This window comes from Mesorhizobium sp. L103C119B0 (assembly GCF_000502235.1).
GTDB lineage: Bacteria > Pseudomonadota > Alphaproteobacteria > Rhizobiales > Rhizobiaceae > Mesorhizobium.
Window position 1 is genome coordinate 494,638 of the sequence record NZ_AYXE01000002.1, and the last position, 15,259, is coordinate 509,896.

Genomic DNA, 15,259 nt, shown 5'->3' on the forward strand with positions numbered 1-15,259 from the left:
GACGATTGGGAGGTGACGACGGGCCTGCTTCAGCCAGAGCGCCGCTCGGCTCGATCGACCGGAGCCTGCTGACAGACAGTTGTCAGGAGCCTTCCTTTATGGTGCCTTGCCGCATGGGTGGCGGGCAACGGAGAGGAAAGCTTTTCATGACCATCAAGGCCAGCTGTCATTGCAAGGCGACGACGTTCGAGGTTTCGCAGGCGCCCGAGACGGTAACACAATGCACCTGCTCGTTCTGCTCCAAGCGCGGTTCGCTGTGGGCTTACTACGTTCCGTCGCAATTCAAGCTCACCAGCTCGCCGGAAAACGTTTCCTTCTATCAATGGGAATCGAAGACCGTCAAACACGGGTTTTGCGCCATTTGCGGCTGCGGCACCTTCACCGAAACGCCGGACTGGTCGACCGGAAAACCGGACTTCGACAATCCCAAGATCTCAGTCAATTCGCGGCTGTTCGACGATTTCGACCTCGACAAGGTCGAGGTGGTCGTCATTGACGGCAAGAACCTCTGGTAGGCCAGCACCAGCCACCGAAGCGGAAGTGTGGCGCGAGCGGGGAGAAGCCGCTTTCGCCGCTCGGTTTTTCGCCGCATTTCATGTTACAAGACCGGAGAAGGGCTTATATGCGCGAGCCGCAAAGGCCGCGCTTTGGAGAGGGACGATCCTTATGAAAAAGACTGTGCTCGTCGCCGTTGCGACGGCTGTGCTGGTGAGTGCCTGCACCACGACCGATCCGTACACCGGGGAGCAGAAGGTTTCGAACACCGCAGCCGGCGCCGGCCTTGGCGCCCTGGCGGGCGCGGGCCTCGGCCTGCTTGCCGGCGGCAATGACCGCCGCAACGCGCTGATCGGCGCCGGTATCGGCGCGCTGGCTGGCGGCGCCATCGGCGCGACCATGGACCAGAACGAGGCTGAACTGCGCCGCCAGCTCGAAGGCACCGGCGTCAGCGTCACCCGCACCGGCGACCAGATCATCCTCAACATGCCGTCCGACATTACTTTCAACGTCGACCAGGATGCGGTGAAGCCCGGCTTCTACCAGGTGCTGAACTCGGTTGCGCTGGTGCTGAAGAAGTTCAAGCAGACCACGGTCGACGTGTTCGGCCATACCGATTCGACCGGTGGCGACGAACACAATTTCGATCTGTCGCAGCGCCGCGCATTGGCGGTCGCCAACTATCTCTCAGGCCAAGGTGTCGATTCGCGCCGCTTCGCCGTCACCGGATTCGGCAAGACCCGTCCGATCGCGTCCAACGGAACGGCGGCCGGCCGTGCGCAGAACCGGCGCGTCGAGATCCAGCTTTCGCCGCTGACCTGAATTGTTCGGCATCGAAATGCGAAGGCGGCCCCCGCAAGGGGCCGCTTCTTTTTGGGCTCCTGTGGTCCGCCAAAAGGTCTAACGCATTAGAGATTTCTAATAATCCCTTTCCGGAGGCCTTGGAAGGGATTAGCATTGGTGCGGTTCCAGAGGGGATGGGGCGATACAAACGGCCATGCAGTCACTTAGTCGGCCCCGGTCCTGCACGGCCAGATAAGGAAATCTGGGAGGAATGCATGACAAGAACAGCTCGTCTTGGGCGTTGCGGCGTCCTCATTTTGACAGGTCTGGTCTCTGCTTGGTGCGCGGCGGCCACGGCTCGAGCCGAGGACGCCAACAAAGCCGACATCGAAGCGTTGAAGAAATCGCTCGCCAAATATGAAGACTACACGGTCGCCGTCCGCGACCTTTATCTGTCGACTGTCGGGTGCGTCTATTACAGCGGGGACAGGATCGAGGGCGCAATGGACTATCCGAAGGGCGCTATGGGCATCCATTTCGTCAACGTCCCGAGTGTCGGTCAGAAACTCGATCCGATGCGCCCCAATGTGCTGATCTACGAGCCGACCAAGAAAGGCTTGAGATTGTTGGCGTGGAATGGCTGGTGCCCCTGACGCCGGACACCAAGGAACCTCCAAAACTATTTGGCCAGACCTTCATGGGACCGATGGAAGGGCACTATCCGCTCATTCCGAGGGAGTTCGTCCACTACGACCTTCATGCCTGGCTGTTCAGAGACAATCCGAACGGCATGTTCAGTCCGACCAACCCGAACGTGAAATGCAGCAAGGCAGAGTTTCCGATGCTGGAAAAACCGACCAAGATGATGCCCGGCCCGATGTGACGGACGGGCCAGGATAGGAGCGTGCCAAGAGTGCAAGCTGGCCGGCTGCATTTGAGAGCGCTCGGGATCGGGCTCGGACGACGATCGGCATGAGGGCCGGCGCGCATGAAGGCTGCCCGCTTGAAGACGGGTATCTGGTCGCGGAAGCCGACAATGGCGCTGCGAGCCGTCAGTCGAAGGTAAAAGCGGCCCGCAAGGGCCGTTTTTGTTTGGCATGTCGGACTCTGTAATCAAGGCCTACGAGGTCGGCTGATCGACAATTGCCGCAACGATACGGCGCACGATCGGCAAGACCAGCAGCAGACTTGGAAAGCCCACTAGCCATGATGCTCCCCATGCATACGGCCAGGTCGCCACGAAACCGGTTGTCCAGCCCGCATTGATCAGCGTCGCTACCGCGGAAACAATGCACGACATCAGGATGGAAAGTACGAATGGCATTACCAGCGCATTGTAAGAGGCCGGTAGCTTCCTCGATTTCAAAACCTTGTGGGATGACGGTCGCATCAAATATCTCCTTCTCGAAAAGTGGAAGTATGCGCGGCTGGGCGCAGTCAGGCGGCCTGCGCCATTTGCTGGGCAAGGTTTCGAATAAAGCCGCGCAACGAACGCGGTTCGCGGCCCAGGGCGGCGCGCAATGTCAGACTGTTCCCACCAAGGCCATAGTGGGCGTAGTGGGCGTATATTTTGGCCAGCACCTGCATTTGGCGCTCATTGTAGGGAAGGCGTGCCTCGGCCGCCCACTCGCCAAATGTCGGCTCACCAGAAGAGATGGGTCGGCCAAGTTCCTCACTCATCATCGCAACGATGTCTTCCCGGCTGTGCATGCCGTCAGCGCACAGATCGAGGGTCGCGTAGGACAATCGCGCTTCGGTTAGGGCGATCGCCGCCACCTCAGCGACATCGCGGTAGTCGACGCGGGCCAGCTTCGCCGTCTTTGGAAACGGTTCCGAGAAAACACCATGTTCAACGACGGACGGCCAGGCCGCTGCGAGGTTCTGCATGAAATTGGCAGGGTGCAGAATCGTATATTCCATCGTCGTCGAGTAGAGAGCAGCCTCGACAGGCACCTTGCTGGCATGGTTCTTCAGTCGCGTATTGGTAGGCTGGATCACCGACGAGAAGACGAACTTTCGAACTCCTGCTCGCGTGGCGGCCTCAACCATGGCAACGCCCATGGCTGCTTCATCGGGAGCAAAAGCCGGCCCAATGTGAAAGACGCCGTCGACGCCCCCGACCGCCCTTTCGAGGCTCTGACGATTTCGCAAATCTCCTGTCGCTACCTCGGATGCCCCCAGCTTCCGGGCCTTTTCGGCATTCGCAGGGTCGCGAACGAGCGCTCGAACATTGGCATTGCGTCGGACAAGTTCAGGCACGACAACTCCCGCAACTCGGCCTGTGGCACCAACGACCAGAACAGTTGGATTGGCTACTTGCATGACGATTCCCTTCCATCAAGCCTGTCCTCGCGGGACAACTTGCAGAGAGGTACGACGTCGCAATTGTCGTTACAATTACCCGTTTTTGCGATACATTATGTCGAAGATCGGGAGAATACATGAGCCGGATGGACGATTTCGAGGCTTTCATCGCGATCGTCGAGCATGGAAGTCTGACGACTGCCGCACATCGGCTGAACCGCTCGCTGCAGTCGGTCAGCCGGTCCCTGGCGGCACTGGAGGAATCAGTCGGCGTCGAGCTGATCCACAGGACAACGCGTCGCTCGACACCGAGTGAAGTCGGAGCAGCCTTTTTCAACCGGATCAAACCCGCGGTCGACGAAATAAACGACGCAAGACTTCAGGCGATCAATCAACGATCGGAGCCGGCAGGCGTCCTGCGCATCGGGGCGCCGGTTCTGTTTGGCCCGAACGTCCTGATGCCTGTCATCGCGGAATACATGCGGACATTTCCCCGGGTCGAGGTCGATCTTCAACTTTCCGATGGATTTGCCGATCTTGGCGCCGAAGGTCTCGACCTGGCAATACGCATCGGCGATTTGCCGGATTCCAACTTGAAAGCCAAACGCCTGGGGGCGTTGCGGCGCGTTGTGTTCGGCGCGCCTTCCTATTTCGCGCGGTGCGGCCGGCCGGCCCATCCCGTCCAGCTGAGTGAGCACAGTTGCATAATCAGAACCGCTAACGAGCGTCCAGGTGAATGGACGTTTCAGATCGACGGGAAACCCCGGACCGTGAAGGTCGCAGGCGCTTTTCGCTCCAATCTGATGACCTCGGTCTATGCCGCCGCAATCCACGGACTGGGTTTGGGCTTCTCGCCTCTGTGGCAGATAAGACATTTGGTCGACGACGGTCTCGTCGAACTGGTTTTGACGGAATTCGAGCCGGCACCGGTGCCGATCCATGCCTTGTGGCAGGAAGGCCGGTCATCTTCGGCCAAGGTTCGGGCGTTTCTGGATTTATTGGCATCCCGCCTGGAACTGAAAAGCCTGTAGCATCGACGGGTATTTGAAGCGCTCCAGGCCGGAAGAGATCGGGGCAGATCGAGCCTGTTTTGCGATTACCGCGCATGGCGCCGATTGATCCTGAGCGGGCTCCAGATCTCGCATCCCAATCGCGTCCAGGAAAGCCGCGCGTCCTCGGGACGCCGCGGCTCATGGAATCAGACCTTGGCGACGATCTTCATGAAGGCCGGCATGTCGTCGCCGAAGCCGACGGTGCCGTCATTGTCTTCACCGCGGTTGTTGCCGCGGGCAGGGCGGCTGTTGCTGGCGCGCTGCGGCCTTGTGTCGCCGCGTTCCGGGGCACGGTTCTCGTTGTTGCGATCGGAGACCTTGCGGTCGCTGTTTTCGGAGCGAATCGCTTCCTTGCGCTGATGCCGTTCGCCGATGTCGGCGACCGCGGCCTCGGCTACCGCCGGCTGTTCCTCGCGTGCGGCATCTGCCGCCGGCGCGTCGTCGCTGCGCTTGGCATGGCGTTCGCGCGGCTTGCGCTCGCCACCGTCCTTGCGATCATGGGGCTTGCGGTCCTCGTCCTTGCGGCCGGCGCGGCGCGGAGCGCCACGGCCACGGCGGGGCGCTTCGTCCTCGCCGCCTTCGCTGGCGACCACGGTCGACAGGTCGCCGTCATGCCACTCGATCTTGTTGCCGATCAGCCGCTCGATGGCGTCGATGTATTTGGTGTCGGACTTGGTGGCGATGGTGAAGGATTTGCCCGAGCGTCCGGCGCGGCCGGTGCGGCCGATGCGGTGGACATAGTCTTCGGCGTGGATCGGCACGTCGTAGTTGAAGACGTGGCTGACGTCGGGAATGTCGAGGCCGCGCGCGGCGACGTCGGACGCCACGAGATAGCGCAATTTGCCATCGCGGAAATTGGCCAGCATCTGCATGCGGGCGCGCTGGTCCATGTCGCCATGCAGGGCGCCGGCGTCGAAGTCATACTTCAACAGCGAGCGGAACAGCTCCGCGACCTCGACCTTGCGGTTGCAGAAAATGATAGCGTTCTTCAGCTCGGCGTCTTCGGCCTTTATCAGATTGCGAAGCGTCTCGCGCTTGTCCCACGGCTTGGAGCCGGACTTGACCAGGCGCTGGATGATGTTGGTGGCAGCGGATGCCGCCTTGGAAACCTCGACGCGCACCGGCGCATGCAGGAACTTCTCGGTGAGCTTGGTGATCTCCGGCGGCATGGTCGCCGAGAAGAACAGCGTCTGCCTGGTGAACGGGATCATCTCGCAGATGCGCTCGATGTCGGGGATGAAGCCCATGTCCAGCATGCGGTCGGCCTCGTCGATGACGAGGATCTCGACGCCGTTGAGCAACAGCTTGCCGCGCTCGCGGTGATCGAGCAGACGGCCGGGCGTGGCGATCAGCACGTCGGCGCCGCGCTCCAGCTTCTTGTCCTGCTCGTCGAAGGAGACGCCGCCGATCAGCAGCGCGATGTTGAGCTTGTGGTTCTTGCCGTATCTGATGAAATTCTCTTCGACCTGCGCGGCGAGCTCGCGCGTCGGCTCGAGGATCAGCGTGCGCGGCATGCGGGCACGGGCCCTGCCTTTTTCGAGGCGGGTCAGCATCGGCAGCACGAAGGAAGCCGTCTTGCCGGTGCCGGTCTGTGCTATGCCCAGAATATCCTTGCCGAGCAAGGCATGCGGGATGGCGCCAGCCTGGATCGGCGTCGGCACGGTGTAGCCCGCATCGGTGACTGCGGAAAGGACCTTGGGCGACAGGCCGAGGTCTGAAAAGGTCAACGCTTCTAGAGCGGTCGTGGTGTCTGAGGACAAGAGTTGCTGTCTTTGGCTGGTTCGGGGAAGCGCAACGGCATCCGTCGCGGCAAGCACAGCGTGCCTGCAAGATTGGTATTGCGATTAGGCGCAAGCCCGCGATTTGTCAACAGAAACGGGCGGGATTGGCACGATTGTGAAAACGTAAGCTTAATCGCGATGCTTAATTAGGTAGTCACTCTTTGCGCCGGCTCAATAGCGAAACTGCTCGGCGAGAATGCGTTCGTTCCACGAATGGTTGGGATCAAACAGCAGCGTTGCCGTCGCAGTCGGCGATTCGCGGACCGTTACGGAAGCCACCGCCTTGACCTCGGTGTGATCGGCGGCGGTGTTCACCGGGCGCTTTTCCGACTCCAGAATATCGAAGCGTACGGTCGCCTTGTTTGACAACAAGGCACCCCGCCAACGGCGCGGCCGGAACGGGCTGACCGGGGTCAGCGCGAGCAACGGCGCATCCAGCGGCAGGATCGGCCCGTGCGCCGAAAGATTGTACGCGGTGGAGCCGGCCGGCGTCGCGATCATCACGCCGTCGCAGTTCAGTTCCTCGATGCGGACCTGGTCGTCGACGGTGATGCGGATCTTTGCCGTCTGGTAGGACTGACGCCACAGCGCCACCTCGTTGATGGCGAGTGCCGAAACCGTCTCGCCCTCATGCGTCAACGCCAGCATTTCCAGCGGGCGGATCGTTTCGGCGACGGCGGCCGCGATGCGCTCGGTGAGGCCCCCGACGCGGTACTCGTTCATCAGGAAGCCGATGGTGCCACGGTTCATGCCGTAGACCTTCTTTCCCGTGCTCATCGTGTCGCGCAAGGTCTGCAGCAGGAAGCCGTCGCCACCCAGCGCCACCACCACCTGGGCGTCGTCGAAGGATGCCTGGCCATAGCGGGCCGACAGGCTCTCCATCGCCGCCTTGGCATCGGCAGTGTCGGAGGAGACGAAGGCGAGATTGGCTTTGCTCATGACATTCCGATGGCGGTCGGCCGATGGCGGTCGGCGGCGGTTGCGTGGGGTAGCATGGGCAAGCGCATCTGCAAAGGGAGGCATCGTCCGGCGCAGTTGCGGCCGCGGCGAAACGAAATCGGCGGCTCGCGCTTCATGTCGCCGGAACGGCGAATGTGATGGTTAAGAGCGAGCTTAAACACTCGTAAAGCCTGATCGATCATGTTAGCCGACAGAGGATGGGTGGCTGGGGGGCTAGCCAGTCGAGACCTGTCTATTGCCGGTGACACGCCTGATTATCGTCTTCCTGATGCTGGGAAGTTTCGCCCTTCTCTTTGCTGAGCTTGTTCGGCAGTCCGAAGACATGAGCTCCAGGCCGATGGCCTCACGCTGCGGCGGCGCCGGCGTGCCATGCCCGCAAAACGCGTTGTAGGCTGAAGCCAATCCACCAACGACGATCCATCGCTCACTGCGCGACAATCCGCAGATTGGCGTTGCCGTAGAATGTGTAGGCGAGATAGGTCGGATCGCCGGTCTGGTAGAATTCTCTGCGCACATCCTGCAGGATCTCGGCCAGATAGACCGGCCCGTCCTTGATCCGCGTGCTGATGCCGCCATAGAAACCGGTCGAGAAGGCCGCTGCCGCGCGGTCGGTCAGTGGCCACATGCCGCCGATGAAGCCGGAAGCGCCGCCCGCCAGCACTGCCGGACCCCAGCCCTGCACGAAGCCGCCGAGCATCTGCGAACGGCCGGTGTCGCAGGCGTTGAAAAAGTAGAACGGATTGCCCTTGCCATGCGCGGCCGCGACCAGCGCGGCCCATGTATCGGGGTCGAGCGACTGGTCGACGAGATCGATGGCAAAGACCGGCCGGCCACTGCTCAGCTGGTTGACCTCGCCATGACCGGAGAAATGAATGAAACCGGTCGAGACTTCACCGACCAGTTTCTCGAAAGAGGTGAAATCGCCATCGAAGCGGCGGTAGCCGTAAAGCTTGCTCAGCGCCGCGATCTCGTCCTGCTGAAAGCGCAGCGAGCGCTTGTCGAGATAGGAGGGCGCGACGGCCGCGACGCCGGTGAAGGTCATGCGGTCGAGCGGGTTGTCGACCTGTGAGGCACTGCTGCGCGGAGCCCAGCGCGCCAGCCGGTAGCCCATGCCGAGAAAACCGTCGGCGACGGCGCCGTCGGCGCTGCGCGGGCGGATCAATTCCCAGGGCAGCGTCGGGCTGTTCGAGGTGATCTGGATCGAATGGAGTTCGCCTTTGCCGCGCAGCGACCAGAACACGTCCTTTAACGGTTTCGGCACATAGTCGCGGTAGAGCGCATCGCCAAAACCTTCGGCGGCGAGCGTGACAAAGCGCTTTTGCGCCCCCGTATCGCTGCTTGCGGCAGGCTGCTGCAGCGAAACGGCGCCGCGCAGGCTCAATCCGAGCTGCAGCAGGCGGCGGTATTCGGAGTCCAGCCATGCCGTCATCTCAGGTGGCGTCGAGAACGTATCGGTCACCGGACCGGCCAGATGCGGCGAATGGATGATGATCTGCCCCGAACCCAGCCCGCTCGGATCGTCATAGAGGATGGTCACGTCGAGATCGGGGACGTCATCGCCGGCTGCGCCGCCGAGCGTCACATTGCCAGTTACCGCCGGCTGCGGCGCCGCTGCGGCCAGCATCAGCATGGCAGGTGCTGCGGAGCGTTCGGCTGTGGCGCTCAGAGCGGCTGCCTCGACAGGCGCGGTGCGGCGAATGATAACCGACCGCGATGCCGATCCCAGGAACCTCCCGGCGCTGTAGATGCGCGCGATGAACTGGGCCGGCTTGCTGTCCTTGGCGATCGGCCGCGCCTTGACGTCGAAGCGGACGAAGTCGCTGTCGCCCTGGCGGTAGAGCGTCGTCCGTCGGCTCCATTTGCCGCCGTCAGCGAGATCGAAGCCGGAGGCGAACAGATCGATATCGATCGGCCATTGCTCGGTTCCCGCCGGCATCGCCATGGCCAGGGCGCCATCTTCCGTCACCGACGAGCCCGGCGCTGCCTTCACCTTCACTTCGGGCGTGAATTGCTCTTCGGTAAGGGCGATCGAAACGGTCACCGTCTCGCCGGCGACAATCTCATCCGGCGCATCGATGGTTGGATGGCGCACCACCTCGACAGCGCCCGTCTCGGGTTGTGGAAGGGCGCCGCCGGAAGGAGGGCTTTGCGCCTGGTCGATGGGCGGCGGCGCTGGTTTCGGTGGCGCCTGCGCCTCCGGCGGACTTTCGGCGCCGGTCGCGGGTGGCGGGGCCGATGTCATGCCGTCCTCAGGGGGGATCCCTGCCTTATCGGGGGGCGGTTCGGCGCCGGTGGCTCCGCCATCCTGCGGATAGGTCCCGCCGAGATTGTTCTGGGCAGCGGCCACAGCTGCGTCTTCAAGACGTTGCTTTTCCTCTTCGTATCGTTGCCGAGCCTGCTCTTCCTGCAATTGGCGCTGCTGTTCCTGGCGTTTGTATTCCTCGTAGAGCGCCGCCTCCTTGGCGCTGTCGCCCATCGCGGCATCGGGACTGCCGGAGCCCGGTGCAACGTCCATGGGGTAGGGCTCCTGACCGCTGCCATCGGCGTAGTCGCTGCCATCAGGCTCCCAACCGCCACTCCCGGAGATGTAGCCGCCGCTCGCCATCGCCGGCGGTGCCGGTTCCGGCACAAGCGGCAGCGCCGGTGCCGCGCCGGCCACCTGGTCCGGCGTCAGCACAAAGGCAGCGTCTGCCGAGCGGCCATATGCCATCCATGGCCACTGGGCGCCTGACGTTTTGTCGATAGTGGTTTGCCTGACCGAGGCGAGGATGATGGCTATGTCCGCGCCGCGCTTGACCAGCGCAGCGGTGAGCGCATCGGCAAATACGGTGACGGGGCGGGCTTCGTCCAGTGCAACGGTTCCGGGTTTGGCCGACAGAGCGACGCTGGCGTGGGTGAGGGGATCGACCGCCGCCAGACCCTGCATCACGCCGGAAGTAGGGTTGTGGCCATCGCCGGGATTGTCGAGCAGAACCACCTTCAATGTCGGGGTTGCCTCGAGCGCCTGCATGAACAGATCGAGGGGCAATGCCGTCTGGTCGACCGTTTCCTTTGAATCGATCCGGGTGCCGCGCGTCAGTAAATAGTTCCTGCCGTTGGCCTGCGCGGTGTGGCCGACATAGTAGAAGATGCCGACGGAGTCCGGATTGGCCAGGGATTGGGCGAAATCATGCATGGCGCGCGCGACATCGGCGCGGTCGCCATCCGACACCTGCCGGACGGTGAAGCCAAGCGATCGTAGTGTCGCTGCAACGAGTTCGGCACTGAGGTCGGCGTTGGCGATTGCCGGTGAGCCCTCAGAGGCCGGATTGGCGACAACCAGCGCTATCCGCTCTTCGCCGCGCGCAGCGGAGAAGAGCGCCATGGTCATCAGCAGCACGACCGCCAGAAAAAGGCGCATGACCGTGATCCAAGCCCTGCAGGCTGCGGCGCTCACGCCACGGCTTGCCCCAATTCATCAATGGCCCAACCTTGACCATATCATGTCGGCTTCGCCGGCGCACTGCCGGTGCCGATCATGCAGTTGTGTCGCAAAAGATATTGACTGTATGTTTAGTAATTAATACCGTTGCCGAGATACCGAGTTGGTCAGCCGGCATTCGCCGGTGAATGATCACCAGGACGAAGGGAACTTAGGGACTCGAGGCGCAATCCCGCCGGTCCCAACAATGGGAGACACAAGCATGCAGTTGAAATCGACCGCCACGGCGCTCGGCCTGTCGCTGCTGGCGATGACCGGCATTGCCCGCGCCGAGGGCGAACTCCAAATCTACAATTGGGGCAACTACACCAGCCCGGACCTGATCAAGAAGTTCGAGGAAACCTACAAGGTCAAGGTTACCGTCACCGACTACGACTCCAACGATACGGCTCTGGCCAAGGTCCGCCAGGGCGCTTCCGGCTATGACATCGTCGTTCCATCGGCCAGCGTGATGCCGATCTGGATCAGCGAAGGCCTGCTCTTGGAAACCGATCCCAACACGATGGAGAACTTTAGAAACGTCGATCCGAGATGGGTCGACGTGCCGTTCGACCCCGGCCGCAAATATTCGGTGCCGTGGCAATGGGGCACGACCGGCATCTCGGTCAACAAATCGGTCTATGCGGGCGATCCGAACACCTCGGCGATTTTCCTCGATCCGCCGCCGGAACTCGTGGGCAAGATCAATGTCGTGCCCGAAATGGGAGACATCATGTTCCTCGCCATTGCCTATGAGGGCGGTAAGTACTGCACCGACGACAAGGTGCTTTTGAAAAAGGTGCATGACAAGCTCATCGAGGCGAAAGCGAAATGGCTGTCGCTCGACTATGCGGCCGTCGACGGTCTCGGCAGGGGTGACATTGCCGCCGGCGTCAACTGGAACGGCATATCGCTGCGCGAGCGGCTGGAGAACGACAAGATCGTCTACGGCTATCCCAAGGAGGGCTTTCCAATCTGGATGGACAGTGTCGCGGTGCTCAAGGATGCCAAGAACGTCGAGAACGCCAAGCTCTTCCAGAATTTCATCATGGACCCCAGGAATGCAGCGATGATCTCGGCCTTCGCGCACTACGCCAATGGCATCAAGGGCTCCGAGCCCTTCCTGCCGGCCGATATGAAGGGCGCGCCCGAAGTGGATGTTCCGGCCGAATTTGCCGACAAGGGCCAATTCATGTCGGCCTGTCCCGCCGACGTCCAGGCGCTCTACACCAGGATCTGGACCGATCTGCAGAAATAGCAGCGCCGCCGGCCGAAGCTGACCAACATCGGGCCGCGCATCGCGGCTCGGCCATCCCCAATGCCAGATGCCGTAAAGCCGCCGCGGGAGATTTTTTATGTCCGATCTCGACCTTTGCTACATGCCGGCCAGCGAGGCGTTGCGGCTGTTCAAGGCGAAGAAACTGTCGCCTGTGGAACTGATGCAGGCCACCATCCGCCGCGCCGAGGCAACCAAGGCGACGATCAACTGCCTCACCTTCACGCATTTCGACGAGGCGATGGATCTCGCCAGAAAAGCCGAGGCGAAATACGCCAGAGGCGCAAGGACCGGCGCGCTCGAGGGCCTGCCGATCGGCATCAAGGATGAGAGCTACATCAAGGGCAAGCCGACCTCGCATGGCTCGCTGCTGTCCGGGGACGCCATTGGCGGCCATACCTCGACCATGAACGAGCGTGTCATGAAGGCCGGCGGCATCGTCCACGCCCGCACCGCGACGCCCGAATTCAGCTGCGCCGGTTATACCTGGTCGAAGCGCTGGGGCGTCACGCGCAACCCCTGGAACCCGGATTTCACGCCGGGCGGTTCGTCGGGCGGTTCGGCGGCAACGCTGGCCTCCGGCACGTCGTCGATCGCAACCGGCTCGGACATAGCGGGCTCAATCCGCATCCCTGCCTCGGCCTGCGGCCTGGTCGGTTTCAAGCCGCCTTACGGCCGCAATCCCGATGAGGCGCCGTTCAATCTCGATTTCTACTGCCACACCGGGCCCTTGGCCCGAAACGTCGGGGATGCGATCCTGCTGCAGAACGTCATGGCCGGGCCGAGCCCGCTCGACATCGCCACGCTGCGCCCGAAACTGCGCCTGCCGCTCGACTACAAGCCGATCAAGGGTTGGAAGATCGCATTCTCCATGGATCTCGGGTCCTTCGAGGTGGATGCGGACGTGCGCAAGAACACGCTCGCTGCCTGCGATGTGTTCCGCTCGCTCGGCGCCACCGTCGAGGTGGTGGACCTCGGCTGGGGCGACGAGGTGCTCAAGGCCGGCATGGCCTATCTCGAACATCTCTTCGGCGCCTCGCTGTCGCCGCTGCTCGCCAAGCACGGCAAGGACATGACCAGCTATGCCAGGCAGTTTGCCAACGACGGGCAGAAGTCGAAGGCCACGGACTTCGTCGCGACCTTGGACGTGGCGGCCAGGATGTATCTGACGCTGGGGCCGTTGCTGGAAAAACACGATGTGCTGATCTGCCCGACCAATGCGCTTCCCGCAGTGCCGGCGGAATTCGATCAGACCAAAGGCAAGGTCGAGATCAATGGACGAGAGGTGAACCCGTCGCTGGGCTGGGTGATGACGACGCCGTTCAACATGCTGAGCCGCTGCCCGGTTCTGTCCGTGCCGTCGGGCCGCGCCGCCAACGGCGTGCCCACCGGCATCCAGATTGTCGGCCGCACCTATAGCGACGCCGACGTGTTCCGGGCGGGTATGGCCTATGAGACGGCTCGTGGTCAGTGGTACACGAATGCCGGGACACGCCCGGCGCTGTGAGTCCGCAGGGCGCCGGCATCCCAAGGCAGCGGCGGGATGTTTCGGCCGCCGGGGAAAGGCCTGACGACAATGGCGCAACGCATAGCCACTCCGGATGCGGGAAAAAGCAAGGCGGCCAAGGGTGCGGCGAACGACGCTGCGCCCAAGGACCGCCGGCGCGAGCGCGGCGAAGCGAGCATCCAGCGCATCATCGACGCCACAATCGAGCTCATCGCGGAGGAGGGGCTGGCCAGCGTCACCATGCAGCGCATCGCCGAGCATGTCGGCTCGTCCAACGCACTGGTGGTCTTTCATTTTCGCAGCAAGGAGAACCTGTTCCGAGCCGTCCTGCAATATCTCAGCGACCAATATGACGCGCTGTGGCTGACGCTGGTGCGGGCGCCCGGCCTGTCGCCGGTCGAGCGGGTCTTGGGCGCGGTCGATTGCGCGCAACGCTTTGCCCGCCAGCATCCGAATTGGGTGTCGGTCTTCGTCGTGTTCTCCAGCGACCGCAAGAGCATGCAGCTCTACAACGAGATAGGCCTGCCCAGCGATCTCGCCTACACGGCCGAAGCGCGCGAACTGCTGATCGAGATTTCGCGCAGCGGCGGTTACACCGGCGTCGACATAGACACGCTGTCGGAGAGCCTGAATTATCTGGTTCACGGCGCCTGGTATTGGGACCATCTCAACCCGTCCAGCCGCGACACCGACGTGCTGCGCAAGACCATGCTGCTCCTGCTGCACCAGGCCTTTCCGCGGCATTTTGACTTGGGGTGAGATGCGGCCATTGCGAGCGACGAAAGCGTCCTCTGCAAACCTAAACCCGAAAATCTCTACGATGCCTTGATCTCTGTAAAAACGCTTGCACAATCCAGAGGTGCGAGCTAAACAACCCAGGGATGCATTCGAGGGTGGGTAAATGTGGCATTGGGCGATACTTCTGTTGCTGATTGGCGTGCCGGTTTTCTTCGCCGTCCGGTCGTCGCGCAAATCCTCATAGAGCCCAGATGACCTCGTGGGGTTCGGCGGCTGGCTGATCCTGCTGGCGATCAGCCTGTCCCTTTTCGTTGCGCACACTTGTCGATATGGCCAGTCTGGTCAAAACCTACCAACAGCTTGTTACAGTGCCCAACGGGGCCTTGGCCATCTATGGCGAGGCAGCCCTCAATCTGGCATTTCTGGTGCTTCAGCTGGTCGTGCTTGTTTCGATGCTGCGGCGAAGCCACCGCTTTCCGCAGCTGTTCATATGTCTGTGGTTCGCGATCCCTCTCTTATTCGTACTGGACACAGTTTGGATATCGACTGTTCTGGGTGTCCCGGTAAACCGTTTGCTTGCCGGAGGAGCTCTGGTTACACCTTTGGCATCCTTCATAGTCACAGGGATCTGGGCCGCCTACGTCTACAGGTCGGTTAGGGTGAGGAACACGTTCGGCGATACGGCAGCCATACAGGCTGCCACATTTTCCTAGAAGGTCCGACGGCTGCGAGTTGGCCTGATGTCGTGCTGCCAGCTCCGCCGAATAGAACCGTCGGCAGTCCTCCTTCGACTAACGAGCTTCGAGTGGCCTGCCACCCGAAGCTCGAAGAGTGAGCGGCCCGAGACATAGGTGACGATTTGTACCGGACACATGGGTAACACTTTTGGCTTTTGGCCGGAGG

14 protein-coding genes are annotated in these 15,259 nt (G+C 62.0%); 9 read left to right on the plus strand and 5 right to left on the minus strand.

Translation table 11 applies throughout. The features are described 5' to 3' along the window. The first annotated feature begins 146 nt into the window (after positions 1-146). The 4 genes from X728_RS161390 to X728_RS1000000171305 all read left to right on the plus strand — a co-directional run bounded on the left by X728_RS161390 (position 147) and on the right by X728_RS1000000171305 (position 2,161). Positions 147-515: a GFA family protein gene (locus X728_RS161390; RefSeq protein WP_023830713.1), complete on the plus strand. Its 369-nt coding sequence runs from the start codon at positions 147-149 to the stop codon at positions 513-515. Positions 516-666: 151 nt separating this feature from the next. After that, positions 667-1,317, plus strand: a complete 651-nt coding sequence (locus tag X728_RS161385; RefSeq protein ID WP_023667470.1) for an OmpA family lipoprotein — start codon at positions 667-669, stop codon at positions 1,315-1,317. A gap of 236 nt (positions 1,318-1,553) precedes the next feature. Further along, positions 1,554-1,931: a hypothetical protein gene (locus tag X728_RS1000000171300; RefSeq protein WP_245266063.1), complete on the plus strand. Its 378-nt coding sequence runs from the start codon at positions 1,554-1,556 to the stop codon at positions 1,929-1,931. Then, on the plus strand, positions 1,910-2,161 hold the full coding sequence (locus X728_RS1000000171305) for a hypothetical protein (protein WP_245266064.1): 252 nt from the start codon (positions 1,910-1,912) through the stop codon (positions 2,159-2,161). Before X728_RS1000000171300 ends, X728_RS1000000171305 begins: the two co-directional genes overlap by 22 nt. Before the next feature lie 237 nt (positions 2,162-2,398). Here the strand turns inward: X728_RS1000000171305 and X728_RS161380 are convergent, their stop codons facing one another. Further along, positions 2,399-2,668 (minus strand): DUF2798 domain-containing protein, encoded by a 270-nt coding sequence (locus X728_RS161380; protein ID WP_023667468.1) that lies wholly within the window; start codon positions 2,666-2,668, stop codon positions 2,399-2,401. 47 nt (positions 2,669-2,715) lie between these two features. Further along, positions 2,716-3,600 carry an NmrA/HSCARG family protein gene (locus tag X728_RS161375; RefSeq protein ID WP_023830714.1) on the minus strand — a complete coding sequence of 295 codons (885 nt, stop codon included), beginning with the start codon at positions 3,598-3,600 and terminating at the stop codon, positions 2,716-2,718. A gap of 119 nt (positions 3,601-3,719) precedes the next feature. On the opposite strand from X728_RS161375, the gene X728_RS161370 reads away from it, so the two are divergent. Then, a complete protein-coding gene (locus X728_RS161370) occupies positions 3,720-4,613 on the plus strand; it encodes a LysR family transcriptional regulator (RefSeq protein ID WP_023830715.1) in 894 nt (297 codons plus the stop codon). Between the two features lie 167 nt (positions 4,614-4,780). On the opposite strand, the gene X728_RS161365 is transcribed toward X728_RS161370, so the two are convergent. The 3 genes from X728_RS161365 to X728_RS161355 all read right to left on the minus strand — a co-directional run bounded on the left by X728_RS161365 (position 4,781) and on the right by X728_RS161355 (position 10,775). Then, a complete protein-coding gene (locus X728_RS161365; RefSeq protein WP_031194819.1) occupies positions 4,781-6,394 on the minus strand; it encodes a DEAD/DEAH box helicase in 1,614 nt (537 codons plus the stop codon). Between the two features lie 192 nt (positions 6,395-6,586). Further along, positions 6,587-7,354: an NAD kinase gene (locus tag X728_RS161360; RefSeq protein ID WP_023729798.1), complete on the minus strand. Its 768-nt coding sequence runs from the start codon at positions 7,352-7,354 to the stop codon at positions 6,587-6,589. 445 nt (positions 7,355-7,799) lie between these two features. Then, a complete protein-coding gene (locus tag X728_RS161355) occupies positions 7,800-10,775 on the minus strand; it encodes a caspase family protein (RefSeq protein ID WP_155923918.1) in 2,976 nt (991 codons plus the stop codon). A 283-nt stretch (positions 10,776-11,058) separates the two neighbouring features. Between X728_RS161355 and X728_RS161350 the strand changes: the two genes are divergently transcribed. From X728_RS161350 to X728_RS01000000166205, 4 genes are all read left to right on the plus strand, one after another. After that, entirely contained in the window at positions 11,059-12,093 is a 1,035-nt protein-coding gene (locus tag X728_RS161350) for an extracellular solute-binding protein (RefSeq protein ID WP_023715777.1), read from the plus strand. Positions 12,094-12,190: 97 nt separating this feature from the next. After that, complete coding sequence (locus X728_RS161345; RefSeq protein WP_023830719.1) at positions 12,191-13,618, plus strand: amidase; 1,428 nt, start codon at positions 12,191-12,193, stop codon at positions 13,616-13,618. A gap of 69 nt (positions 13,619-13,687) precedes the next feature. Then, positions 13,688-14,377 carry a TetR/AcrR family transcriptional regulator gene (locus X728_RS161340; protein WP_023725772.1) on the plus strand — a complete coding sequence of 230 codons (690 nt, stop codon included), beginning with the start codon at positions 13,688-13,690 and terminating at the stop codon, positions 14,375-14,377. A 308-nt stretch (positions 14,378-14,685) separates the two neighbouring features. Further along, on the plus strand, positions 14,686-15,069 hold the full coding sequence (locus X728_RS01000000166205; protein ID WP_245266066.1) for a DUF2569 family protein: 384 nt from the start codon (positions 14,686-14,688) through the stop codon (positions 15,067-15,069). Positions 15,070-15,259: the final 190 nt, after the last annotated feature.